Here is a 22,866-nt window from a genome sequence, read left to right as displayed (position 1 = left end):
TCTGCGCCCCGCCCGGAACGCGAAAGACCAATTGCTCATGCCCGCCGATCTGCCCCACGGCGCTCCGTCGTTCGGAGTCCTGCGTCTCGCCGCCGCCGCGCCGGTCGTGCACGTCGCCGATCCGGTCGCCAACGCCGCGGAGATCCTCAAGACGCTCGAACCGCTGGGTGAGGCGCACGTCGTCGTGCTGCCGGAACTGGCTCTGACCGGCTACACCTGCGAAGACCTATTCACCCAACGCCCGCTGCTGGACGCGGCGATCGAAGGGCTGTTGAGAGTTGCGGCGGAGACGTTGACCCCGGACCAGTTGGTCGCCGTTGGGCTGCCGCTGGCCGTCGGGAACAGTCTCTATAATTGCGCCGCGGTCCTCGGCGGCGGGCGGGTGCTGGGCGTCGTGCCGAAGCAGCACCTGCCCGGCTACCGCGAGTTCTATGAACCGAGGCGATTCACCGGCGCCGACGGCAGCGAACCGCCCACGGTGCGGCTGGGCGGCGAGGACGTACCGTTCGGCATCGATCTGCTCTTTCAGTGCGTTCGCGACGGCGAGCCGGTCCCCGGGGCCGTCATCGGCGTGGAGATCTGCGAAGACCTTTGGGTGCCCTGCCCCCCGTCCGCGTTTCAGGCGCTCGCCGGGGCGACGGTCTTATTGAACCTCTCCGGCTCGAACGAGACCGTCGGCAAGGGCGAATATCGACGTCAGTTGGTCACCGGCCAGAGCGCCCGCTGCGTCGCGGCCTATGTTTACGCCGGCGCCGGGCCGACGGAGAGCACGACCGACCTGGTGCTCGGCGGGGAGTGCCTGATCGCCTCCAACGGCGGCCTGCTGGCCCGCGGCGACTCTTACATGCTCGGCGATCACGAGAACCGCACGGGCTGGCGGGGAGCGGTCGGCGTTTCGGCCGAAGTGGATCTCCCGAAGTTGCTGCACGACCGCCGAGTGATGACCAGTTTCCAGGCGGACCGCCGCGTCGGCTCCTTTGAGAACCGCACCGTCGAGGCGCCGATCTCCCCCGCCGCCGCTCCAAAGGAGGTCGTGAACGGCACGCCGTTCGTCCCCCGCAGCGGCCCGGAACTGGCCGCACGCTGCCGCGAGATCTTCAGTATTCAATGCTGCGGTCTGGCGAAGCGCCTGTCTCGACTGGGCGAAACGACGCCGCTGCAAATCGGCGTCTCCGGCGGCCTCGACAGCACGTTGTCCCTGCTGGTCGCCTGCAAAACGCTGGATGGCTTGGGCCAAAGCCGCGAGCGCATTCACGGCTTGACGATGCCCGGGTTCGGCACGACCGACCGCACCCGCACCAATGCCGACGCCTTGATGGAACAACTCGGCGTGACCGCGGACACGATCGATATTCGACAATTATGTCTCGACGCCTTCCGCGGCATCGGGCATAAACCGTTCGGCATCGACCCGGCGACCCTCGACATGGAGGAGTTCGAAGCGAAGCTGACGGAGATCGACCCCGGTGCCGGCGACCTCACGTTTGAAAACGTGCAGGCCCGCATCCGCACCTTTCTCTTGATGAGCCGCGGGTTCGTGCTGGGCACCGGCGACATGAGCGAACTCGCCCTCGGCTGGTGCACCTATAACGCCGACCACATGAGCATGTACAACGTGAATTGCTCGATTCCGAAAACGCTGGTGGCGTTCCTCGTGCGGCACGCCGCCGATACAGAATTCGACGGCCCGGCCCGCGAGACGCTGCACAGCATCGCGGACACCGTCATCAGCCCGGAACTGCTGCCTGCCCGCTCCGACGCGGAGACCGGCGACGCGATCGCACAAAGCACCGAGGACGCGCTCGGTCCCTACGAACTGCACGATTTCTTCCTCTATCACGTCGTCCGCAACGGCTTCGGCCCGGCGAAGATCCTCGACATGGCCTCCCGGGCGGAGTTCCGCGGCAGCTACGAACCGGCCGTCATTCGGGAGACGTTGCGGACCTTCTACAAGCGCTTCTTCCAGAACCAATTCAAACGCAGCTGCGTGCCCGACGGCCCGAAGGTCGGCACGGTCAGCCTCTCCCCCCGCGGCGACTGGCGGATGCCCAGCGACGCGGAAGCGTCGGCGTGGCTGGAGGAGATTTGAACGGCGGACGCCTCGCGTTGACGGGTCGTGCTTACGGATTCACGGACGCCGGCCGTTGCGTTTCGGGCGACGGGCGAAAGAACAATCCGACGGGGATCAGCAGCGCCCCGGCGACGGCGAACGCCCAGTGATAATGACCGCCGGCGGCCACGGTCGCCGTCAGTCCGAAGTATACGACCGACGACAAGACGATCCCGATCCAGTTGAAAAGGTTCATCGCCCCGATCATGCGCCCTTTGAGATCGCGCGGCGGACGGGTCTGCAGGGCCACCTGCAACGGGACCGCAAACAGCCCGCTGAACACGCCCAGCGTGGTCATCGGGGCCGCCGCGAGCCACCAGACGGCCGTTCGATAGAAGTCGATCTCAACCGGCGCCTCGCCGAAGCCGGCCCCCGCGGCGGCCCCGTCCGCGCCGTCCGCCGCCCCCATTGCCTCCACTGGCGGGTGGAACCATCCGACCGCCACCAACACGGCGAAGCTGGCGACGATGCCCCACGTCCCGATGGACACCAGCCCGTAACGCACCCGCTCCCCCGAGAGCTTGCCGGCCAGGACGCAACCGGCGGCGATGCCGAACCCGGTGCAGGAGAGCAGCACGCTGGTGCCCGTATCGCTGAATCCCAGTTGCACTTTCCCGAAGGCATTGACAGCCAACGGCACCAATCCGCCGACCAGCCAGAACAGCGAACTCACCATCAGCACCTGCAACAGCAGGCGATCCCGCCGCAGCGTCTCCCACAGGCTGTGATGCACGAAGAGGGCGGACGGGGTGAATCGAGCGTCCGGCTCCGCAACGGGCGTCCGACGAATTAACAACGAGGTCGTCGTTCCGATCACCGCAATCACGACGCAGCCGGCGCTGATGATCCAGAGCCGACCGGCCAACTGATCCTTCAAAAACCCCGCCGAGGCCGTCCCGAAAATGATCGCCAGGAAGGTGGTCATCTGGATCAGCCCGTTCGCCTTGGGCAGGTCACGATCGGCGAACAACTCCGGCAGGATGCCGTACTTCGGCGGACCGAAAAACGCGCTCTGGGCGCTCATCAGCGCCAGGACTCCGAACAGCAGTAACAGCAGGGCCGATAGGTCATCGCCGCCGATCCAGAACGCCGCGGCGCCCAACAGCATCACGACGATCTCAGCGACTTTACAGAGGACGATCAGCCATCGTTTGGACAGTCGATCGGACAGCCACCCGGCGAAACCGGACAGCAACATGAACGGCACCGCGAACATCGCCTGGGCCATGAACTGACGGTCGTCGCCCGTCCGCAGCGCGTAGTCCAAACAGACCAGCAGCACGAGTTGCTTGAACAGATTGTCGTTGAAGGCGCCCAGAAACTGGGTGACCAGCATCCCCCAGAATGAACGATCCCGCGTGAGCGAAGCGGCGGGCGATTCGGATGAGTTCATGCGGGGCGTTCGGCAGGTCGGCGCGGCGGACGGTACCCGAAAGAGGCCGCCGGTTCGCGGACGAACCGCTTGCGGAGCGAACCGCCGCGGACTCGCTTGCCGAGGCCGCCGTCCGCTTCGGAGACTGGCCCCGTCGCACTCGCCACGAATCTCTGCTCATGACTCGCCTCCCCCGCCTCGCCGTCCTGCCGATCGCCGCGCTGCTGCTCGGTCTCGCCGTGGGCTGCTCCTCGAACGACGCCGACACCTCCGACGGTCCGGCGGCCGCTGAGACCCTCAAGATCGCCGTCATTCCCAAGGGCACGACGCATGAGTTCTGGAAGAGCGTTCACGCCGGCGCCCAGCGAGCGGCGGAGGATCTCTCCACGCCGGAACGCAAGATCGAGATCGAATGGAAGGGCTCGCAGGAGGAGAGCGACACCGCCGGGCAGATTCGGGTGGTGCAGAACTTCCTCACCCGCGGCGTGGACGGCATCGTGCTGGCGCCGAACGACAGCGGCGGGCTGGTGGACGCTGTCGCCGGCGCCGCGGGCGAGGGCGTGCCGGTCGTGATCTTCGACTCCGCCCTCGCCACCGACGCCGCGGATCAGGGAGCGGAGACGGTCTCCTTCGTCGCCACCGACAACTTCGTCGGCGGTCGCCAGGCGGCAACGCGGCTCGTCGAGGCCATGGAGGCCTCCTCCGGCGAGGGCAAGTCGGCCGTCATCCTGCTGCGATATAAAGCCGGCAGCGAATCGACGGAGCAACGCGAAGAAGGTTTCCTCGCCGAACTGAACGAGAATCACCCGGACGTCGAGATCCTCTCCGCCGATCAGTACGCCGGCACGACGCCGGAGTCGTCCCTCGGCGCCGCGACGCAGGTTCTGCAACGCTTCGAGGGCGAGTTTAAAGGTCGCCCCGCCGGAATCTTTGCGGTCTGCGAGCCGAACGCCGACGGCGTGCATCGGGCGCTCAAGGAACTGTCGCTGACGGACACGGTGTCGTTCGTCGGCTTTGATCCGAACGAAACGTTGGTCGCCGGCCTGCGGGACGGCAGTGTGGACGGCATCGTCGTGCAGGACCCGGTCGGGATGGGCGACCGGGCCGTCCGCACGCTCGTCGCCCACATCGACGGCGAGGAGGTGGACGCCCGCATCGACACCGGCGTCTCCGTCGCGACCCCGGAAAATCTCGACGATCCGGCGATCGCCGCGCTGCTGGACCCGCCGGTCGCGGAGTGAGCGCGATGCCGGCCCCGCTACTGACCATGCACGGCGTCTCCAAACGCTACGGCCCCACCGTGGCGTTGGACGGCGTGGACGTGGCGGCGAAGCCGGGGCGCGTGCTGGCGCTGATCGGGGAGAACGGCGCTGGGAAAAGCACGCTGATGAAGGTTCTCGCCGGCGCCGTACGGCCGGATGCGGGGACAATGACCTTCGCCGATTCGCCCTACGCTCCGAACGGGCCGACCGCCGCGCGGGCGGCGGGGGTGGCGATGATCTATCAGGAATTGAATCTCGCCCCGGACCTCTCCGTCGAGGACAACCTGATGCTCGGCCGCGAGCGGTCGACCTTCGGGCTGCTCAGTCGGACCGAACAACGCCGCCGTTGTCGGGCGGCGCTGGAGAAGCTGGGGCACGGATCGCTCGACGTGCGGACGCCGGTCGGCCGACTGCCGGTCGGCACGCGGCAGGTGGTCGAGATCGCTCGGGCCGTGCTGGACGAGGCCCGGGTCGTGGTGTTCGACGAACCCACTTCCTCCCTGCCCCGCAAGGAAGCGGAGGCGCTGTTTGCCGTCATTCGCACGCTGACCGCGGAGGGCGCCGCCGTCATTTATATCAGCCATTTTCTGGAAGAAGTCCGAGCGATCTGCGACGACTACGCCGTGCTCCGCGACGGCCGGGCGGTCGGTTCGGGCGAATTGAAAGACGTGACGGAACCGCAGTTGGTTTCGCTGATGGTCGGCCGCGAGGTGGACGAATTGTTCCCCCAGGTGCCGCACACGCCCGGCGAACCGCTGCTGACGATCGACGCCCTCACCGGCGCCGACGGCACGCCGCGCGGCGCCTCGCTGGAGGTGCGACGAGGTGAGATCCTCGGCGTCAGCGGCTTGATCGGAGCGGGTCGCACGGAACTGGTGCGGGCGATTTACGGCTTGGACGCGGTTCGCTCCGGAACGGTGCGGGTAAACGCCTCCCCCCCCGGAGCCGGGCCGCGGGGACGGGTGCGGAGCGGGATCGGCTTCGTCTCGGAGGACCGGGCCGGCGAGGGATTGATGCTGAACCGCACGATCGCGGAGAACGCGACGCTCGGCCGGCTCTCCCCGCTGTCGCGGGGCGGCTTCCTCAATCCGGCCGCCCCGAACGCCGCCGCCGAGGGGCTGATCCGACGGCTGGGCGTGAAGGCCCGCGGCCCGCGGCAGACGGTCGGCGAACTGAGCGGCGGCAACCAGCAAAAGGTCGCCGTTTCGCGTGTGCTGCATCAGCAAAACGATGTCTGGCTGCTCGATGAACCGACCCGCGGCATCGACGTCGGCGCCAAAAGCGACCTGTACCGATTGATGGGGGAAGCCGCCGCGGAGGGCAAAGCCGTCCTGTTCGTCAGCAGCTATCTGCCGGAACTGCTGGCCGTGTGCGACCGCGTCGCGGTGATGAGCCGCGGCGAACTCGTCGCGGTCCGCGACGCCGATCAATGGACCGCGGAGACCGCGATGGCGACGGCGATCGGGGCCGGCGACGTTTCACCCGAGCAAACCGCTCAGAAGACTGCGGGAGAGACCTCATGAAGTGGGCTTCGTTTCGTTCCGCCCTCACGACCGCCGGGCCGGCGCTGGCCCTCATCGGGATCATCGCGGGGTTCGCGTTCTTCGACTGGCAGCAGGACGGCGAATCGACCTTCCTCACCGTCCGCAATCTCCGTGTCATGGTGCAGGACGTCCTGCCGGTCGCGGTGGCGGCCTTGGGCATGACCGTAATCATCGCCGCCGGCGGGATCGACCTGTCCGCCGGCACGATGCTGGCGTTGTGCGCGGTGGTGCTCGCCGCCTCGCTGAAAGCGGGATGCTCCGCGGGGACGGCCATGTTGCTGGCGGTCGCCTGCGGTGCGGCTTGCGGGGCGTTGAACGGCGTGCTGATCGCGTCGCTGGGCGTGGTGCCGTTCGTCGTCACGCTGGGCACCTTGGGAGCGTTCGAGGGGGCGGCGAAGATCGTCGCAGAGGAAACCACCGTCCGCCCGGGTCGCGATGCCATCCCCAGTTGGCTCGGCCGGCTGACCTCCATTCAGAACGACTCGCTGGTCCTCGGCCTGCCCGGCGGGGCGTGGGTCTTGCTGGGGCTGGCGATCGCGGTGGCGGTCGTCCTGCGGCTGACGGTCTTCGGCCGGCACCTGTTCGCGATCGGGTCGAACGAGAAAACCGCTCGGCTGTGCGGCGTCTCGGTCGGGCGAACGAAGGTGCTCGTCTACGCCCTCGGCGGTCTGCTGACGGGGGCCGCGGGCGTCATGCAGTTCTCCCAATTGAACGCCGGTAGCCCCACCAGCGGGCTGGGGATGGAACTGCAGGTGATCGCCGCGGTCGTGATCGGCGGCGGTTCGCTGAGCGGCGGCCGCGGCGGAGTCTTCGGCACCCTCACCGGCGTGGCGATCGTCGCGGCGATCGAAAGCGGCGGCTTTCAACTCGGCTGGAGCAACCCGGTCCAACAGATCGCGCTGGGAGCGATCATCGTCGCCGCCGTCGCCGCCGACCGCGCCCGGGCCCGGTCCGGCGGGTGAGAGCCCAAGAAGCGAGCACCGGAGACCGGGGCTGGGGGACTCCCGGTCCCGACGGACCGTTCGACGCCTGTAGACTCCAGCGATGCAATACCCCGACCTCGCCCACAATGTCCCCCACCTCGCCGCGGTACTCTGGTCGCGGGTGGAGGCTCTCGCCGAACGGCAGATCGAAGCGCGTCGACATCTGCACCAATCGCCCGAACCCAGCGGCGAGGAATGGGGCACGACGGCGTTCGTCGCGGACACGCTGACCGAAGCCGGCCACTCCCCCCGCACCTTCGGCGACGTGCCGGGGGCGATCTGCGACGTCGACCTCGGCGAACTTCCGCCCGATGCCCTGCGGGTGGCGATCCGCGGGGATATGGACGCCCTGCGGGTCTGCGAAGAAGCCGACGTGCCCTACGCCAGCGATCGCCCCGGGTTGATGCACGCCTGCGGGCACGACGCCCACACCAGCCTCGCGCTCTTCGCCGCCCTCGCCGCGGGCGAAGTCGCCGCCGACTGGGACGGCCCGCCGATCGGGCTCCGGTTCCTGTTCCAACCCGCCGAGGAGAACGGCAAGGGGGCGCACTGGCTCTGCAAACGCGGGGCGATGAAGGGGGTGTCGCATGTGCTCGCCGCGCACGTCGATCCGCACTTCCCCGCCGGCGAGGTGGGGGTGAAGGACGGCCCGTTGACGGCGTTCTGCGACGAACTGCACGTCAACGTCAAGGGGCGCGGCGGCCACGCCGCCCGACCGCACGAAAGCCGCGACCCGCTCGCGGCGGCGTGCTCGCTGGTGAACACGCTCTACAGCCTCGTTCCCCGTCGATACGACGCGCAGCAAGCGGCCGTGCTGACGTTCGGGATGCTGAACACGGGAGCCGCGCCGAACGTCATCCCGGACAGCGCCGAACTCCGCGGCACCCTCCGCACCTTCGACCCCGCGGTGCGGGATACGATCCTCCGCACCGTCACGGAGGCCTGCGCCGGCGTGGGCGCCGCCCGGGCGGTGAGTATCGAACCGAAATTCGTCGCGGCGTTGGCCGGCGTGACGAACGATCCCGGCTGCACCGCGGCCCTCGCCGCCGCCGCGGCGGACCTCCTGGGCGAGGAGGCGATCACCCGCCTCGATCGGCCGAGCTTGGGAGGGGAGGACTTCAGCGGCTATCTGGACTACGCCCCCGGGGCGATGTTCCGCCTCGGTTGCGCCCCGATCGACGGCCCGGACTACCCGCTGCACAACCCGAAATTCTCCATCGACGAACGCTGCCTGGCGATCGGTACGAAGGTGCTGCTCGGCGCCGCGGTCCGGCTGGCGACGAGGGCGTGACGGAGGTCTCATAAAACGCCGGGAGGAAATCCCGTCTTGACCGTTCTCATCGATCAGTAGGACGATCCCCGACGACCGAAGTCGATCCCGAGCGTTCAATGAAGTGGATTCTCTCAACTGTGCTCGCGAGCCTCGTCGCCTTCGCGCTCGTGACAGCCGATCCGACGACGCTCCCTGCGTCTTCCGCCCGGCAGTCGGTGATCGCCCCGGAATCGTTTGAGGGGAACAACTGTCGCAGCAGAATCGCCCCGGACCGCCCGACGTTCCGCGACTTGATCGAGGAGATCGGCGGCGATGACGACATCTCAGTCAGCGGAACGGTGTGCTGGGGACCGGACTGGGACGAACGCCCCCTTGCCCCCGATGTCTCACGACAAGTCCTCGCCGGCCTGCTCGCGGAGCCTTGTCCGAGTTTGGTTTGCGATTGTTTGGTGATGCCCTGCCCTCCGAAATACACCTTCAACGTTCGCGCCGAGTCCGGCGCCGTCCATGTGGAGATCAGTTCCTGCGGAGGACTGATAGCGAATCTCGGTACGGAACGATTCGGCGACGAAATGTGGATGTCCGGGGCCGTGACGGAGCAGTGCCGACAGGTTCTTGATTTCGATTGGTGACGACGTGACCGTCCGATTCGCCGAACCGCGGCGAAGTCCGATGACCGAACCCGCTCCAAGTCACGGCAGCAGCACGGTGGGGCCGGTGTAGTTCACGCGTTTGATCTCGTGCTTGCCGGCGGGGAACGTCTTGTAAAAGACCGCGAGCTTCGCTTTCTCTGACGGAGCGGAATGCATGAAGGACACCTTCGTCTTCGTCCAGCCCTCGGCCTCGAACTCCTTCGTCGACTGCGGAAATTTGTTCATCGGATTGAACTCCGCCATGGCGACGTAGACTCGACCCGGCCGCCGGACCTGGATGACGACCGAACCCCGATTCCCCTCGGACATCGGGGCGAATCGCCGGACCGGGAGGGTGTCCGGGACGTCGTATAGCACGTAGTGCCGGTCCCAGAGAAACTTCGTCCCGCATTCCAGAGGAAGCGACGCCTTCGCCCCCTGTGTGACGACGTAATCCGCCGCCATCGCCCGCCCCGCGATCGACGGCTTCGCCCGCACGGCGTCCCGTTCATCCCTCAACCGCTTCGCATCCCCGATCCGGTCGAGCCGCACGGCGTCTCGCACGGCCGCTTCGTAGGCCCGCTCCAGTTTGACCAGCTCGATACTGAGAACGCGCTCGTAGGCTCGCGTGTTCACCGACTTCGGCAGCGTCCCCTCGTTGAGAAACGCGCGGCGCTGATCCAGGAGATCCTCGACGGATCCGAGCGCCCCTTTCCGCTTCGCATCGTCCAACGCCCGTTTCAGATCCTCGATCACGTCGTCGCGGGCCGCGTCGACGGCCTCCGCGTAGGCGTCTCGGGCCTGCTCCAGCGTTGCCGTCACCTTCGCGAGTGGATCGTCCGCCTCCTGCGGCGTGCCGACGAGCAGCGGGATGAGAAGAGCGGCGGCGTTCACGGTCCGGTCTCGGTTGGGAATCGAGCGGGAATGGGGACGAGAAAACGCTAACCGGAGGCCCCGCCCCCCGCGACCGACCTCAGCCGGCGTTCGCGTGCCGGAGCGACACGGGCGCCGTTTCACCGGGAGGGTGGGGAGATCGTTCCTTCCCCTTATCTCCGACGGGCCGCGTCGCTCTCCATGGCACGCACCCGGCAAAAGCGCACCCACATTGACGACACTTGGTGCGAAGAAGAGACGCCCGCTGCCGATTCGATTTTCGGGAAAGATAGGCTGTAGGCCTATTTCCTAGCCGCGCGAAGGATTTTGACGGCTGCGGCACGGCAGATGCATTTCTGACAATCGCCGACGACGACCGAGGGTCGAGTCGCCGGTCGCTCTCACGGCCCTCCCGCACCTCTCCAGACCCTCCCACAGGATCCCTCCGATGAGCATCATCAAAACCTCCGCCGCCGCGGCCATGCTGGCCGGCTGCTTCGCCTTCGGCTCCACCAACACCGCCGAAGCCGGCGGGTTCAGCCTGCAGATCGGTCGCCCGGCGTACGGCGGCAGCTACTACGGCAGCAACTTCAACCGCGGCTACTACGGCAACAGCTTCAACCGCGGCTACTACGGCAGCGGATTCAACCGCGGCTACTACAGCGGCGGGTTGAATCGCGGCTACTACGGCGGATTCGGCGGGACCAGCGTGTACCACGACACCTCCCACATCGACGTCATCAACGGGCGTCCGGTGCTCCACCGGTCGGGTCATTTTGATTACTACGGCCCGGGACACTTCGGCGGTCACGGCGGCTTGGGCGGCCACCACGACCACCACTAAACGAGAGTCGCTTACCATTGAACGACTACCACTGAACGACGTTCGTTCGAGCGACAGAGAAGCCGCGGCGTCCCCGGGACGTCGCGGCTTCTGGCGTGCGGGGGCCAAGCGCGGCGAACGCCGGCGGGACCGCCCGTCACCCCGCCTTCCGCACCTGCACGGACTCGCCGTCGTCGGCGTCCTGTCCGTAGTTGATCGGCACGTCCACGCTGCGCAGGAACTCCGCGGCCTCTTCCGGGGGAACCGGGTTGATATAGAACCCGCTGCCCCATTCAAAGCCCGCGACCCGCGTCAATCGGGGGAACACTTCCAAATGCCAGCGATAATGCGGCAGTTCGGGGGTATCGAACGGAGCGGTATGCAGCACGTAGTTATACGGCGGATCGTCCAGCGCCAGTTCGAGCTTCGCCAGCGTCGTCTTCAACACCTTGGCCAGCGCGGCGATCTGTTCGTTCGAACTCGTCTCGTAGTGGCTGGATTGGTGCTTGGGGATGATCCAGGTCTCAAACGGAAACCGCGACGCGAACGGGCAGACCGCCGCGTAGTCCGCGGTCTCCAACACGACCCGCTCACGTGATTCCAGCTCCTGATCGAGCAAATCCTGATACACGCACCGGCCGCGGTAGTTGTAGAACTCCAACGCCCCGGTCATCTCCTCCCAAACGCTGATCGGCACCACGCTGGTGACGATCAGTTGGCTATGGGCGTGTTCCAGGCTCGCGCCGGCGAGCGCGCCTTTGTTCTTAAAGATCAACGCGTGCACCAGTCGCACGTCGCGTTTCAGGTCGAGCAGACGATCTTTATACGCGCCCAGCACGGCGCGTACGTTGTCCTCGGGGAGCCGGGCGAGACTTTCCTCGTAGTGCGGGCACTCGATGACGACTTCATGGGCGCCGACGCCGGTCATGGTGTCGTACAGGCCGACGCCCCGCTTCTTGAGTTCCTCGTCGGTCCGCAGCGCGGGGAACTTATTGGGCACCACGCGCACCTTCCAACCCGGCCCGTTCGGCGTGCTGCCGGGCGGGCGGACGGCGAGGATCTCCGGCGGCGTCAGGCCTTCGTTCCCCTCGGCGAACGGGTCCAAGCGGTCCGTGGCGACGCGGAACACCGGCTCGTGGTGCACCGGCCGCTTGGCCCGGTCCGGGGCGATAATGACCCAGCGGCCGGTAACGGGGTCTTTACGGAGATCGCTCATGCTGTTTGTAGGGTCCGCTATGTGGACCGTCGATGTTGATGTCGGGTTGGGGCGAAGCCGGCCATACAGGCCGGCGCACACGGTCCGCACAGCGGACCCTACGTCACGCCTGCCAGCGTTCGCGTTCAAAGTCGGCGGTGGGACAATCGAGGCGGATGCTGCCCTCGCGGGGGGCGCGGTCCTCGCTGGCGTCTCCGCGGACGGCTTCGACGGCGAAGTGCACCGGCTCGCCGGGCTCCACGCCGAGGTCCGACAGCGGCACGACCAGTTCGAAGATCTCGCCCAGCCCCGCTTGCGGCTCCGCGGACTTCAACGTCTTGCCGTCGCGAATCACTTCGGTGATCGGTTCGCCGTCGGCGAGGCCCGTGACGCGGATCTCCGTCTCGTCCGGCTGCTGGAAGCGAATGCGAAGCTCATCGAGTCCCGCGAGGGCGTCGGCGGCTCGGTCGTTCGTATCGACTCGCAGACAGAAGTTGCCGTCCCCCTGCTCCAAGGCGCCGGGGGTGAGGTCGAAACCGAACATCACCTCTTTCAGCAGTCCCTCGGTGACGATCGCCATCGTGCCGCGATCGTTGCCGGGGGCGTACCGGCCGGCACTGACCCATTCAAAATAGGTCCGACGCCCGTTCGGATGGGCGCACACGAAGCCGGTGGGCAGCGTATGCGTCTGCTTCGGCTCCGCGTTCGTGATGGGCACGTCGAGGTTCGGGGGCGCCTCGCCGCCCAGCAGCTTATAAACGTTCCGCAGGTGACGGCGGAACAGGTCGTCGAACAGGTCGTCCTGTCCGCTGCTGCGGTCGTCGCCGTACCACCAGAACCAGTCGGATCCTTCCGCGATATAGAGCTCTTCCCACGCCTGCTCGACCTTGTCGGGGTCGGCGCCGTTCGCCTCCTCCGTCTTGAGATACTCGCGGGTTTCGTGCAGGCGGTCCCAGCCGTCGCGGTCCTCCTTGTGACCGATCCAAATATAGAAATCGTGGTTGATCCACGATCCGGCGAACAGGCGATCGACCCGGTCGGTCGGCGGGTGCTCTTTGATGTGGTCGGAGATCCGCACCGGCTGGATGTTCGGGTGGTTGACGCACTCCCGATACAACGTCCGCAGGAAGCCGACGCCGCCGTCCGGGTAGTACTCCCAGCAGTTCTCTCCGTCGAGCACCACCGGCACCAACGCCGGCCGGCCGCCGTTGGCGGCTTCGACCGCCTGGCGGATGCCGTCCACCTTGCCCAGCAGATCGTGGGCGGCGGCGTGCGGATCCATCCGTTGATAGTTGAAGCCGACGCCGTCGCTCATCGCGTGATCCCGGAAGACGCCCCGCAGCGGGTCGCCGTTGGGAAGCGTCGCATTCAAGTCCCAGGGGCGGAACAACTTGTCCGGGTTCTTGAGATGTCCGCGGCCGTCCCGGCTGACGAGTCCGCCGGTGCTGTGGGCGAGGATCTCCTCGTCCGTGGCGATCCAGGGCACGCCGGTGGCGGCGATCTCCGCGAGGATCGCCTGCGAGACGCTGCCCTCGCTGGGCCACATGCCGGCGGGAGCGCTGCCGAATTGCTCCTTGTGATAGGCGACGCCGCGGAGGATCTGCTCCCGGGCGTCTTCTTCATACCGCTCCGTATATTGCGGCAGCGGGCAGCCGGGCATCGCCTCGTGGGCGCTCTCTTTATTCCATAGCAACGGCAGGATCGGGTGGTACATCGGCGTGGTGGTGAGGTCCACCTGTCCGCCGTCGGACAACTCTTTATGCAGCGGAATCACTTCCGCGACGAGTTCCCGTTGACGCTCGAAGAACCACTCCTTTTCGGACTCGGTCCAGTGGCGGCCCTTCTCCCGGAACTCCCGCAGGTCGTCGTCCCGCTCAAAGACGAGTTCGTGCACCCAGGTGAGGTTGCTCCAGATCTGGAGATCCCGCACGTCGCGTTCGGTGAACCGGCGGGCGGCTTCCTCGGCGCTGCTGGAGCCGAACCCGCGCAGTTCATGCAGCTCCCGATAGCGGGCGTGGGGACGAACCATCGTCTCCGCGTTCGCCATGAAGAAGTTATCCATCAGATAGGCCGCGTCATTCGCCGCCAACCCGTCGGCGGGCAGCTTCGAGACGTCCAGATGGCGGTCGCTGCGCCCCTCGACGTACTGGTTGATCTGCACCAGCAGACTCGGCACGAGGTTGATCGCGCAGCGGAACTCCGGCACTTCTTTAATGTGCAGAGCCATCCCCAGATAATCCTTGGTGCTGTGCAACCGCACCCAGGGCATGAGGTTCTCGCGGGCGACGTCGTCCGGGTAATAGGGTTGGTGCTGGTGCCAGACGAACGCCAGGTGCGCGGGAGCCGTCATCGTGAGCGAGGGTCGAAGAGCGATGGGAGATGGGAACGGCGAACGCCCCGCGGGGCGTTCGCGGCATGAAATCGATCAGGCGCCGTCGTGGCGGGCGGCTGCGGCCTGATAAAGCTGAAGGTATTCGGCGGCGGAGGCGTCCCAGCTATGGTCGGCCGCCATGCCGTTCTGAACGAGTTTCGCCCAGTCGGCGGGGGCGTCGCGATAACACTCCGCCGCCCGGCTGACCGCTTCCCACAGGTCGGGCGGCGTCGGTTGCGTGAAGACGAAGCCGTTCGCCGAACCGTTCGCGAGGTTGTCGGGCGTCGCATCGACGACGGTGTCGGCCAGGCCGCCGACCGCATGAACGACCGGGACCGTGCCGTAGGCGAGCGAATACATCTGGTTCAGCCCGCAAGGTTCGTACAGGCTGGGCATCAGATAGGCGTCGCAGCCCGCTTCGATCCGATGCGCCAGGCCGTTGTCGAACCCGACCACGCCGGCCACCTGTCCGCTGTACTCGTTCGACAGGTGCCGGACGAACCCTTCGTAGCGCGGGTCGCCGGTGCCGAGGAACGCGAACTGGGCGCCGGTCGCGATCAGCTCCTCGGCGCAGCCGGCGATCAGATCGAAGCCTTTTTGATCGGTCATCCGGGAGATCATCCCGAACAGCGGCGGGTCCGGCTCGCCGGCGGCGGGCGTCTTCAGTTTTAATTCCTGACGCAGCGCCGCTTTGCAGGCGGCCTTCCCTTCCGCGACGTTCTCCGCGGTGTAGTTCGCGGCGAGATAGGGGTCGTTTTCAGGACTCCACTCGGCGGGGTCCACGCCGTTCAGCACGCCGGAGAGGTCGCTGCCGCGGGCGATGAGGGCGCCTTCGAGTCCGTAACCCAGCGCTTCGGTGCGGATCTCGTTCGCGTACGTCGGCGAGACAGTGGTGACCTTATCCGCCGCCGCGATGCCCGCCTTCAATAAATTGAGCCGGCCGTGATGTTCCAACTGCGTGTAGTGGAACCGGTCCCAATCCAACCCCGTCCGACGCATATCCCAATGCGGGAAGCTGCCCTGAAAGGCGAGGTTATGAATGGTGAAGACGCTGCCGGTCGATTCAAAGCCGGGCGTGCCGCGGTAGTCGTCCTCCAACATCGCCGGGACGAGGCCCGTCTGCCAATCGTTGGCGTGGATGCAGTGCGGCCGCAACGCGAGCAGGCGGGCCAGTTCGAGAGCCGCCCGGCTGAAGAAGATAAATCGTTCCGCGTTGTCCTCGTAGTCGCCGACGGGGTCGCCGTAGAGGCCGGGCCGGTCGAAGTAATCGGCCTGATCGACGAACAAGACCCGCACCTCACGGGGTTCGCCCGCGGGACCGGGCGCTTTCAGCACGTCCCATCCGCTGCGGGCCTGCACCGTGCGATCGCCCATGCGGACGGGAAACGCAGGGCCGTCCAAGCTGAGCGGCGGGCGTTTGTTCTTCTCCTGCACCTCGACGTGATGCGGCAGGATCAGGGAGACGTCGTGCCCCGCGGAGGCCAGCGCTTTGGCCAGCGCCGTCGAGACGTCCGCCAGCCCGCCGGTCTTGCTGTACGGAACGGCCTCGCTACTGATCAGGAGGAGGCGCATCGGACGGGGCTTCGGGGCAAAGGGGGCGGCGCTCCCCGACGGAGGCGGACCGCGAGGAACCCTCAATCCTAGCCCAAACGGCACGGCTTGTCAGCGAATCGCCCGCTCATTCCGACGACCGCCGACATCGTAATTCCTTGATCTTTCCAAGTGCGGCGCCGGGCGTTCTCCCCCGAGCGCTCCGGGGGCCGTCCCGGTGTCGTTCAGCCGCACCGACGATCAACGTGGTGCGCTCCCGCGTCCCGCATTCGACGATCTCCCTCCCGCTTCGCAGTCATGTATAAGTTCGCCTCCGCGTTCGGCCTGTTCGCCAGTTTCCTGCTGTTCGGAGGCGTCTGGATGGGGCTGATCTCCGTGATCCCCGCGGGGATGCCGCGAGATGTCGTCACCTGCGGCCTCGGCGTGCTGTTCAGCGGGACGTTTCTCTACCTGCTGCTCTCCCGACTGCGAAACCTCTACGCCGGCCTGGGACGCTTCTGGGCGGAGGCGGCGATGGCGGCGGCGAACCTCGCCCTGCTGCTCTGCGCGTTCGCGGTGATCTATAAGACCTATGGAACGAGCGAGGCGACGGACATCAGCAGCTTCATCGCGGACACGACCGTCTCGCCGGAGGGGAAGGTCACGACGTTCGGGGGAGCGCTGTATTACTCCGTCGTGACGTTTACCACGTTGGGCTACGGAGACTTACAGCCGCGGGGGGTGATGCGGTTTATGGCCTGCCTGGAAACGTTCGTCGGCTATCTCGTGCTGGGCATCCTGGCGTCCACGGTGGCCGACTTCGTGCAGAAGTGGGCGAAGACCACGGTCGACGAATCCGACAGCAGCCTCGGCGACGGCTTGATCGACCAACCGGACGGCGAGGACCGCTGATCATCTGGCTCGCAGGAATTGGCGAGCGCGTTCACCCGTCCAACAGGTAGCAGGTCAGCGACCGAGCTCCGTGAGCGCCGATCACGAGGGACTGTTCGATATCCGCCGTTTTACTGGGACCGGAGACGAACATTCCGAAGCCGCCGCGACCGAACTTCTGGCGATGAGAACCGTCGGCGTCCGCGAGGCGGGCGTAGGCTTCGTGCATCGTATGCTCGATCTCGCTTGCCGGAACGGCCAGCACGAGATGCTGGGCGATCACGCACAGGCCGCGGTGATCGGAGTGGGAGAAGTCGAGCCAGACCGCCCCGTTCTCCGCGACGCCGAACAGCCCGTCAAACACCGCCACGTCCACGCCGGCCAGTTCGTGGACGTCCGGCACGGCGCTCAGCCCCTCGGTCGTCTCGCCCAAGCCGTCGACCAGCGACACGGTTTGCTTTGCCTCGGCCCACACCGGCAACTGCTTCAGATGAGCATTCGCCGCGGCGAGATCCGCGACCCGCACCGGCGTTCCGCCGACGGCCCCCAAAACCTCTTCGAACTGGGCCAGCGGGTCGTCATAGCGAATCCATTGCTCGGCGTTGAGGTCCGGCAGTTCGACCGCTTCGAGCAGTCGCCCGCGGAGCTTTTTAAAGAGGGCGGTTCGCGTGGCGGACACGGACGGCTCAGCGGCGGGGGAGTTCATGGAGCGTAAAACGTTTGCGAGGAAAACGAAGCGACGGGCCCGCGAAGCGCCGTCAGCGTGGAGCGTCGCCCGCCCCGTTTGACGAAGGCTGCGCCGATTCCGCCTTCAATTCGTCACGCCACATCTGCTTAAAGCTTTTGGGCGGCGCCGGGGGAAGATCGCGGCCGTTGCCCCAAGCGTTGAGGCGATTATAAACCGCCATCTTCGGCAGCACGGGGAGAGCTTTGCGGGCGATTTTGCCCACGGCGCCGAACAGCTTGGGCGAATTGAGCAGCGTGCTGGCGGCCTTCATCTGAATTCGTTTTCCCCACGGCAGCAATCCGCGGTCGCCGACCGTCTTCCGCAACGCCAGCAGTTGATGGTGCAACGGAATCTTGACCGGGCAGACGTCCGTGCAGCTGCCGCACAGGCTGCACGCGAAGGGCAGCGAGCCGTGGGCGTCGCCGCGTTCGCCCTCGCGGGCGTCCTCTCCCGCGATCATCGGGGTCAGGGCGTGCAACGGGTTCAACACGCTGCCGACCGGGCCGGGCACGGTGGCGGCGTAACTGTGCCCGCCGCTGCGCCGGTAGACGGGACACGTATTAATACACGCCCCGCAGCGGATGCAGTTGAGAATGTCCCGGAACTGCGGGTCGTCCGCGAGATCGCTGCGGCCGTTGTCGACCAGCACGATATGCAGTTCCCCGCCCGGCCGCGGGCCGTGAAAGTGACTCGTATAGGTGGTAATCGGTTGACCGGTGGCGCTGCGTCCCAGCAGACGCAGATACACCGCGAGATCCGCCGCCCGGGGGACCAGCTTCTCGATTCCCGTGCAGGCGATGTGCAAGCGGGGCAGGCTCGTGCCGAGGTCCGCGTTGCCCTCGTTCGTGCAGACGACGAAGCCGCCGGTCTCCGCGACGAGAAAGTTCACCCCGGTGATGCTCGCCTCGGCCCCTAAAAATTTTTCCCGCAGGTGCTGGCGGGCGGCTTCCGTGAGGTACGCCGGATCGGCGTTGCCGGCCTCGGTGCCGAGGTGTTGATTGAACGTCTCCGAGACGTCTTCCCGCTTCAGGTGAATCGCCGGCAGCACGATGTGACTGGGCGTTTCCTCCCGCAGCTGGACGATTCGCTCGCCGAGGTCGGTATCGGTGACTTCGATGCCGTTCCGAATCAGATGCGGGTTGAGGTGCACCTCCTCCGTCAGCATCGATTTCGATTTCGTCACCTTTTCGACGCCGGCCTCCTGAAGAATGCCGAGGACGATGCGGTTGTGCTCCTCCGCATTCGCGGCCCAATGGACCTTCGCCCCGAGAGCGGTCGCGTTCTTCTCGAACTCCTCCAGATAGTCCGGCCAGCGGGAGATCGCGTGCCGTTTGATCTGACTACCCAGCTCCCGCAGGCGTTCCCACTCGGGGACGGAGTGCGCCTGTTTGTCGCGCTTGGTGCGGACGAACCACAGGGATTCGTCGTGCCAGTGGGCGCGGGCGTCGTCGGCGACGAAGGCGCGGGCGCGATCGGGGTGCTCGGCGGTTTTCATCAGGGCGGGCGGCGAAGGCGAATCAGTGAACTCTAGAACCGTGCGAAACAGGAGATCGTCACGTCTCCCGCGTCGCTTCCTCCAGCACTTCGGCGACGTGCAGCACGCGGGTCTGTTTGTCGCCGCCGCGGCGGAGGACCCCCTCCAGGTGCATCAGGCAACTCATGTCCGGGCTGACCAGCGCTTCCGTGCCGGCCTGTTTGTGGTCGGCGATCTTGTCCTGCCCCATCATCACGCTGACCGCCTCTTCGTTGACCGCGAAGGTGCCGCCGAACCCGCAGCACTCGTCGGGGCGAGCCGGTTCGCTGAACGTGAGGCCCTCCAATCCAGTCAGCAGGGACTTCACCTTGTCGAAGGGTTCGACGTTTCGTTCGCTGCCGCTGCCCAGCCGCAGTTCCCGCAAACCGTGACAGCCGGGGTGCAGGCCGACTTTGTGGGGAAACCGGCCGCTCGGGCTGCCGACCTTCAGCACGTCCGTGAGGAACTCGCAGAACTCATACGTCTTCGCCTTGAGTTCCTCGAACCCGGGCTGACCTTCGAGGAACGGCCCGTAGTGATTCCGCACCATCGAGGTGCACGAGCCGCTGGGACAGACCACGGCGTCGAACTCCGCGAAGGTTCGCAGATTGGTCTCCGCGAGCGGTTTCGATTCGTGGGGCAGACCGGCGTTGGCCATCGGCTGACCGCAGCAGACCTGACCCTCAGGGTACTCCAAGGTCAGGTCCGGCCCGCCGAAGCGCCGCAGCACGCGCACCGCCGCGGCGCCCACGCGGGGGTAGAATTGATCGACATAGCAGGGAATGAACAGGCCGACGCGCACGGGGGGCCGGTCTCGCAAGAGGAAGGAAGGATACTCGGATCGACTCGAGATCATACGATCGCCGCCCCGCAGTTGCAGTCCGCCGAGTCGACGCGGCTTCCCGCGGTCAAGATAGGCTGGCCGTCGACTGATCCGTGCCGGCCCCCTCCCGGAGCATTCCCCGTGACATTACCGAACGGAGATTCCCCTCCCCTCGACATCTACAACGAGTTCTTCGCGGTCGTTCACGCGCTGGAGGCGGCGAGCGTACCTTACTGCGTCGTCGGCGGACTGGCGGTGTCGTTGCTGGCCCGACCCCGGGCGACCGAAGACATCGACTTGCTGACCTTGCCGGAATCCGTCGAGGCCGCCGCCGAAGTGATCGAGTCCGTCGGATACTTCGAGAGCGCCCAGCCCTGGACGTTCTCGCAAAGCGGCGTGACGCTCCGCCGGTTCATGAAAACGTTGGGGCGTGATTATCTCATCATTGATCTCATGTTCAGAGACTCCGACGACTACCGGGCCATCGTCTCGAACGCCGGGCGACGGCAGGAGGAAGCGGGCGTCGTCCGCCTGATCGCCCGCGACGACCTGATCGCCATGAAGCGAGCGGCCGGTCGGCCTCAGGATCTCGCCGACATCGCCGCGCTGGAAGCGACGGCGGACGCGGAGCCTTATTCATCCTCGTCACGCGACGGGACGGATGCATGACCGAACGCCCTTCCCAGCCGCTACGGCGCCCTCGCTCCGACGCCGAGGCGACCGCACTTCCGCCAGTGGCGGACCCGATTCGGTCAACGGCTCGGCTGATGGAGTTGTTTCGGCGACTCCGTCCGGAACTCTCGCAGCGGCTCCCCAGCCCGCCGGAGTCCGGCCGTCCTCACCCAACTTTGAAGCGACGCCCGCGACCGGCGTGGGTCCTGCCCCCGCCCCCGCACCTCGACCCGGATCGTACGGAGGCAGAACGTCGGGCGGCATATCAAGCACTGCTCGCGGAAGACCGACGGCGGGGAAACAAGCGGCGGCGGAGTGACCTGAACGACGCTCGGTAGCGGCGTCGCGGGCGGGGCAGCACAATCAGATCGCCTCGTCCCCGGAGAGATTCGCCGTGCGTACCGTCGCCTTCGCTGTTCTGCTGCTCGCCCCCGGTTCGCTGTTTGCACAGCCGGACGGGGCCGAGAAAGTCGCCGCTGCAACGACCGCCGCTGAGTCCGCGGAGCGGCCCAACATCCTGTTCGCCTTCGCGGACGACTGGGGCCGGTACGCCAGCGCCTATGCCGCCCTCGACGGCGACGCCCGCAACGATCTGTGCAAGGCCGCGGGGTTTGAAACGCCGAACTTCGATCGCATCGCGAAGGCCGGCGTGCTGTTCACGCACGCCTACGTCAACGCCCCCAGTTGCACGCCGTGCCGCAGCTCCCTGCTGACCGGCCGGCCGTTCTACACGACCGGGATGGGCGCGATTCTGAACGGAGCGATCTGGGACGGCTCGATCACGAGTTACCCCGAAGCCCTTGAGGCGGACGGCTATCACCTCGGTCAGACGTACAAAGTGTGGAGTCCCGGCACGCCCAACGACGCCCCCTTCGGCGGGAAACGCACCGGCTACGAAAAGGCCGGCGGGAAGTTCAACGGGTTCTCCCGCGTCGTCTCCAAGGCGGACGATCCCGCCGACGCCGGCGGCAAGCTCCTCAAGGAAGTCCGTGACAACTTCACCATGTTCCTGAAGGACGCCGACGAGTCCGGCAAGCCCTGGCATTACTGGTTCGGACCGACCAACGTGCACCGCACCTGGGTTCAGGGCAGCGGCAAGAAAATCTGGGACATCGACCCGGACAGCCTCAAAGGCAAGCTGCCGCCCTTCCTGCCGGACGTGCCGGAGATCCGGGAGGACTTCGCGGATTACCTCGGCGAGGTGATGGCCTTCGACGCCGCTCTCGGCGTGCTGCTGCAGGAATTGGACGACCGCGGCGAACTGAGCAGCACGATCATCGCCGTCAGCGGGGACCACGGCGCCCCCGGCTTTCCGCGAGGCAAAACGAACCTGTACGACTTCGGCGTCGCCGTCCCGCTGGCCATCGCCGGGCCGGGCGTCTCCGCGGGCGCCGACGGGAACGGCCGCGTCGTCACGGACTTCGTCATCCTGCCGGACCTCGCCCCGACCTTCTTGGAGATCGCCGGGGTCGAGCCGCCGGACGGGATGTCCGCCCGCAGCCTGGCCTCCGTGCTCGTTACGGACGAAGCCGGTCGCGTGGATGAGGAGCGGGACGCCGCGTACTTCGGGCGGGAACGGCACGTCGCCGCGGCCCGCACCGACTATCTGCCCTACCCCCAGCGGGCGATCCGCACCGACGACTATCTCTACATCCGCAACTTCGACCCGGAGCGCTGGCCGCAGGGCACCGCCCCCGGGTACGGCGAACCGGGCGAGATGCCGAACGCGAACGCCCTCGGCGGCAACACCCGCGCCGCCTTCGCGGACGTCGACGCCAGTCCGACGAAGCGCTGGATGATCGAACACCGAGACGACGACGAAGTCACGAAACGGGCGTTCGACCTCGGCTTCCTCAAGCGTCCCGGCGAAGAGCTTTACGACGTGAAGGCCGACCCGCATCAGATGACGAACCTCGCCGACGACCCGGCGCACGCGGAGGCGAAAGAGCGACTGTCCGCTCGGCTGATGCGGCACCTCGAAGAAACCGGCGACCCGCGGGTGACCGGTGAAGGCGACACCTTCGACAACCCGCCGTACGCCACCCGGCAGGGCTACGAGCGCCAGAAAGACGGGGGCGTGAAGCGGGCCGGCGGCTGATCGCGACGTGACCAGCAGTCGTTCCCCTTGGACGGAATCAGGGTTCCCCCGGACAAGCCGACCGCGATTGCCTAGAGTGGTCGTCAGACCTCCTCGCAGACCCCCGCCGCCCCCGGTCCGTTACGACCGGGGGCGGCGGGGGTCTGCGAGGAGGTCTGACGACCACTCTAGGCA

The 22,866-nt window shown here is 66.8% G+C and carries 18 protein-coding genes; 10 read left to right on the top strand and 8 right to left on the bottom strand.

All coding sequences use genetic code 11. The features are described 5' to 3' along the window. Positions 1 to 37 precede the first annotated feature (37 nt). Positions 38 to 2,089, top strand: a complete 2,052-nt coding sequence (locus LzC2_RS04940) for an NAD(+) synthase (RefSeq protein ID WP_171184383.1) — start codon at positions 38 to 40, stop codon at positions 2,087 to 2,089. Between the two features lie 31 nt (positions 2,090 to 2,120). On the opposite strand, the gene LzC2_RS04935 is transcribed toward LzC2_RS04940, so the two are convergent. After that, positions 2,121 to 3,503 carry an MFS transporter gene (locus LzC2_RS04935; protein WP_171184381.1) on the bottom strand — a complete coding sequence of 461 codons (1,383 nt, stop codon included), beginning with the start codon at positions 3,501 to 3,503 and terminating at the stop codon, positions 2,121 to 2,123. Positions 3,504 to 3,661: 158 nt separating this feature from the next. Between LzC2_RS04935 and LzC2_RS04930 the strand changes: the two genes are divergently transcribed. The 5 genes from LzC2_RS04930 (at position 3,662) to LzC2_RS04910 (ending at position 9,176) form a co-directional block, all read left to right on the top strand. After that, complete coding sequence (locus LzC2_RS04930) at positions 3,662 to 4,723, top strand: substrate-binding domain-containing protein (RefSeq protein ID WP_171184379.1); 1,062 nt, start codon at positions 3,662 to 3,664, stop codon at positions 4,721 to 4,723. Positions 4,724 to 4,728: 5 nt separating this feature from the next. After that, positions 4,729 to 6,267 (top strand): sugar ABC transporter ATP-binding protein, encoded by a 1,539-nt coding sequence (locus tag LzC2_RS04925; RefSeq protein WP_171184377.1) that lies wholly within the window; start codon positions 4,729 to 4,731, stop codon positions 6,265 to 6,267. Then, positions 6,264 to 7,250, top strand: a complete 987-nt coding sequence (locus tag LzC2_RS04920; RefSeq protein WP_171184375.1) for an ABC transporter permease — start codon at positions 6,264 to 6,266, stop codon at positions 7,248 to 7,250. Before LzC2_RS04925 ends, LzC2_RS04920 begins: the two co-directional genes overlap by 4 nt. A gap of 82 nt (positions 7,251 to 7,332) precedes the next feature. Next, positions 7,333 to 8,562 carry a M20 metallopeptidase family protein gene (locus tag LzC2_RS04915; RefSeq protein WP_171184373.1) on the top strand — a complete coding sequence of 410 codons (1,230 nt, stop codon included), beginning with the start codon at positions 7,333 to 7,335 and terminating at the stop codon, positions 8,560 to 8,562. A gap of 98 nt (positions 8,563 to 8,660) precedes the next feature. Further along, positions 8,661 to 9,176, top strand: a complete 516-nt coding sequence (locus tag LzC2_RS04910) for a hypothetical protein (protein ID WP_171184371.1) — start codon at positions 8,661 to 8,663, stop codon at positions 9,174 to 9,176. Positions 9,177 to 9,236: 60 nt separating this feature from the next. On the opposite strand, the gene LzC2_RS04905 is transcribed toward LzC2_RS04910, so the two are convergent. Beyond that, positions 9,237 to 10,070 (bottom strand): hypothetical protein, encoded by an 834-nt coding sequence (locus LzC2_RS04905; RefSeq protein WP_171184369.1) that lies wholly within the window; start codon positions 10,068 to 10,070, stop codon positions 9,237 to 9,239. Between the two features lie 427 nt (positions 10,071 to 10,497). Here LzC2_RS04905 and LzC2_RS04900 point away from each other — a divergent pair, with 427 nt between their 5' ends. Continuing rightward, the gene (locus LzC2_RS04900; RefSeq protein ID WP_171184367.1) at positions 10,498 to 10,893 is read left to right on the top strand and encodes a hypothetical protein; all 396 of its coding nucleotides are present in this window, start codon (positions 10,498 to 10,500) and stop codon (positions 10,891 to 10,893) included. 136 nt (positions 10,894 to 11,029) lie between these two features. On the opposite strand, the gene galT is transcribed toward LzC2_RS04900, so the two are convergent. From galT to glgA, 3 genes are all read right to left on the bottom strand, one after another. Beyond that, a complete protein-coding gene (galT, locus tag LzC2_RS04895) occupies positions 11,030 to 12,088 on the bottom strand; it encodes a galactose-1-phosphate uridylyltransferase (protein WP_171184364.1) in 1,059 nt (352 codons plus the stop codon). Between the two features lie 103 nt (positions 12,089 to 12,191). After that, complete coding sequence (locus LzC2_RS04890; RefSeq protein ID WP_171184362.1) at positions 12,192 to 14,417, bottom strand: glycoside hydrolase family 57 protein; 2,226 nt, start codon at positions 14,415 to 14,417, stop codon at positions 12,192 to 12,194. A 75-nt stretch (positions 14,418 to 14,492) separates the two neighbouring features. Continuing rightward, positions 14,493 to 16,010, bottom strand: a complete 1,518-nt coding sequence (gene glgA, locus LzC2_RS04885; RefSeq protein WP_171184360.1) for a glycogen synthase GlgA — start codon at positions 16,008 to 16,010, stop codon at positions 14,493 to 14,495. 276 nt (positions 16,011 to 16,286) lie between these two features. Here glgA and LzC2_RS04880 point away from each other — a divergent pair, with 276 nt between their 5' ends. Then, a complete protein-coding gene (locus LzC2_RS04880; protein ID WP_171184358.1) occupies positions 16,287 to 16,880 on the top strand; it encodes a potassium channel family protein in 594 nt (197 codons plus the stop codon). A gap of 31 nt (positions 16,881 to 16,911) precedes the next feature. On the opposite strand, the gene LzC2_RS04875 is transcribed toward LzC2_RS04880, so the two are convergent. The 3 genes from LzC2_RS04875 to LzC2_RS04865 are packed head-to-tail and all read right to left on the bottom strand — an operon-like array spanning position 16,912 to position 19,901. Next, positions 16,912 to 17,565: a LutC/YkgG family protein gene (locus LzC2_RS04875; RefSeq protein WP_171184355.1), complete on the bottom strand. Its 654-nt coding sequence runs from the start codon at positions 17,563 to 17,565 to the stop codon at positions 16,912 to 16,914. A gap of 52 nt (positions 17,566 to 17,617) precedes the next feature. Continuing rightward, positions 17,618 to 19,081, bottom strand: a complete 1,464-nt coding sequence (locus tag LzC2_RS04870) for a lactate utilization protein B (protein ID WP_171184353.1) — start codon at positions 19,079 to 19,081, stop codon at positions 17,618 to 17,620. A 58-nt stretch (positions 19,082 to 19,139) separates the two neighbouring features. Continuing rightward, positions 19,140 to 19,901 (bottom strand): (Fe-S)-binding protein, encoded by a 762-nt coding sequence (locus LzC2_RS04865; RefSeq protein WP_171184351.1) that lies wholly within the window; start codon positions 19,899 to 19,901, stop codon positions 19,140 to 19,142. Positions 19,902 to 20,063: 162 nt separating this feature from the next. On the opposite strand from LzC2_RS04865, the gene LzC2_RS04860 reads away from it, so the two are divergent. Both LzC2_RS04860 and LzC2_RS04855 read left to right on the top strand, forming a co-directional pair. Beyond that, positions 20,064 to 20,591 carry a nucleotidyltransferase gene (locus LzC2_RS04860; protein WP_171184350.1) on the top strand — a complete coding sequence of 176 codons (528 nt, stop codon included), beginning with the start codon at positions 20,064 to 20,066 and terminating at the stop codon, positions 20,589 to 20,591. Between the two features lie 397 nt (positions 20,592 to 20,988). Further along, complete coding sequence (locus LzC2_RS04855) at positions 20,989 to 22,692, top strand: sulfatase family protein (protein WP_315854534.1); 1,704 nt, start codon at positions 20,989 to 20,991, stop codon at positions 22,690 to 22,692. Positions 22,693 to 22,866 lie beyond the last annotated feature (174 nt).

Source organism: Alienimonas chondri (assembly GCF_013036045.1).
Lineage (GTDB): Bacteria > Planctomycetota > Planctomycetia > Planctomycetales > Planctomycetaceae > Alienimonas > Alienimonas chondri.
This window is presented reverse-complemented; position numbering and strand designations above follow the sequence as displayed.

What these genes read in the sequence shown, in the direction of transcription:
- LzC2_RS04900 (WP_171184367.1), top strand. Translation starts at nt 10,498, where the DNA reads ATGAGCATCATCAAAACCTCCGCCGCCGCGGCCATGCTGGCCGGCTGC.
- LzC2_RS04890 (WP_171184362.1), bottom strand. Translation starts at nt 14,417, where the DNA reads ATGACGGCTCCCGCGCACCTGGCGTTCGTCTGGCACCAGCACCAACCC.
- LzC2_RS04935 (WP_171184381.1), bottom strand. Translation starts at nt 3,503, where the DNA reads ATGAACTCATCCGAATCGCCCGCCGCTTCGCTCACGCGGGATCGTTCA.
- LzC2_RS04925 (WP_171184377.1), top strand. Translation starts at nt 4,729, where the DNA reads ATGCCGGCCCCGCTACTGACCATGCACGGCGTCTCCAAACGCTACGGC.
- LzC2_RS04915 (WP_171184373.1), top strand. Translation starts at nt 7,333, where the DNA reads ATGCAATACCCCGACCTCGCCCACAATGTCCCCCACCTCGCCGCGGTA.
- LzC2_RS04870 (WP_171184353.1), bottom strand. Translation starts at nt 19,081, where the DNA reads ATGAAAACCGCCGAGCACCCCGATCGCGCCCGCGCCTTCGTCGCCGAC.
- LzC2_RS04920 (WP_171184375.1), top strand. Translation starts at nt 6,264, where the DNA reads ATGAAGTGGGCTTCGTTTCGTTCCGCCCTCACGACCGCCGGGCCGGCG.
- LzC2_RS04910 (WP_171184371.1), top strand. Translation starts at nt 8,661, where the DNA reads ATGAAGTGGATTCTCTCAACTGTGCTCGCGAGCCTCGTCGCCTTCGCG.
- LzC2_RS04875 (WP_171184355.1), bottom strand. Translation starts at nt 17,565, where the DNA reads ATGAACTCCCCCGCCGCTGAGCCGTCCGTGTCCGCCACGCGAACCGCC.
- galT (WP_171184364.1), bottom strand. Translation starts at nt 12,088, where the DNA reads ATGAGCGATCTCCGTAAAGACCCCGTTACCGGCCGCTGGGTCATTATC.
- LzC2_RS04880 (WP_171184358.1), top strand. Translation starts at nt 16,287, where the DNA reads ATGTATAAGTTCGCCTCCGCGTTCGGCCTGTTCGCCAGTTTCCTGCTG.
- LzC2_RS04940 (WP_171184383.1), top strand. Translation starts at nt 38, where the DNA reads ATGCCCGCCGATCTGCCCCACGGCGCTCCGTCGTTCGGAGTCCTGCGT.
- LzC2_RS04930 (WP_171184379.1), top strand. Translation starts at nt 3,662, where the DNA reads ATGACTCGCCTCCCCCGCCTCGCCGTCCTGCCGATCGCCGCGCTGCTG.
- glgA (WP_171184360.1), bottom strand. Translation starts at nt 16,010, where the DNA reads ATGCGCCTCCTCCTGATCAGTAGCGAGGCCGTTCCGTACAGCAAGACC.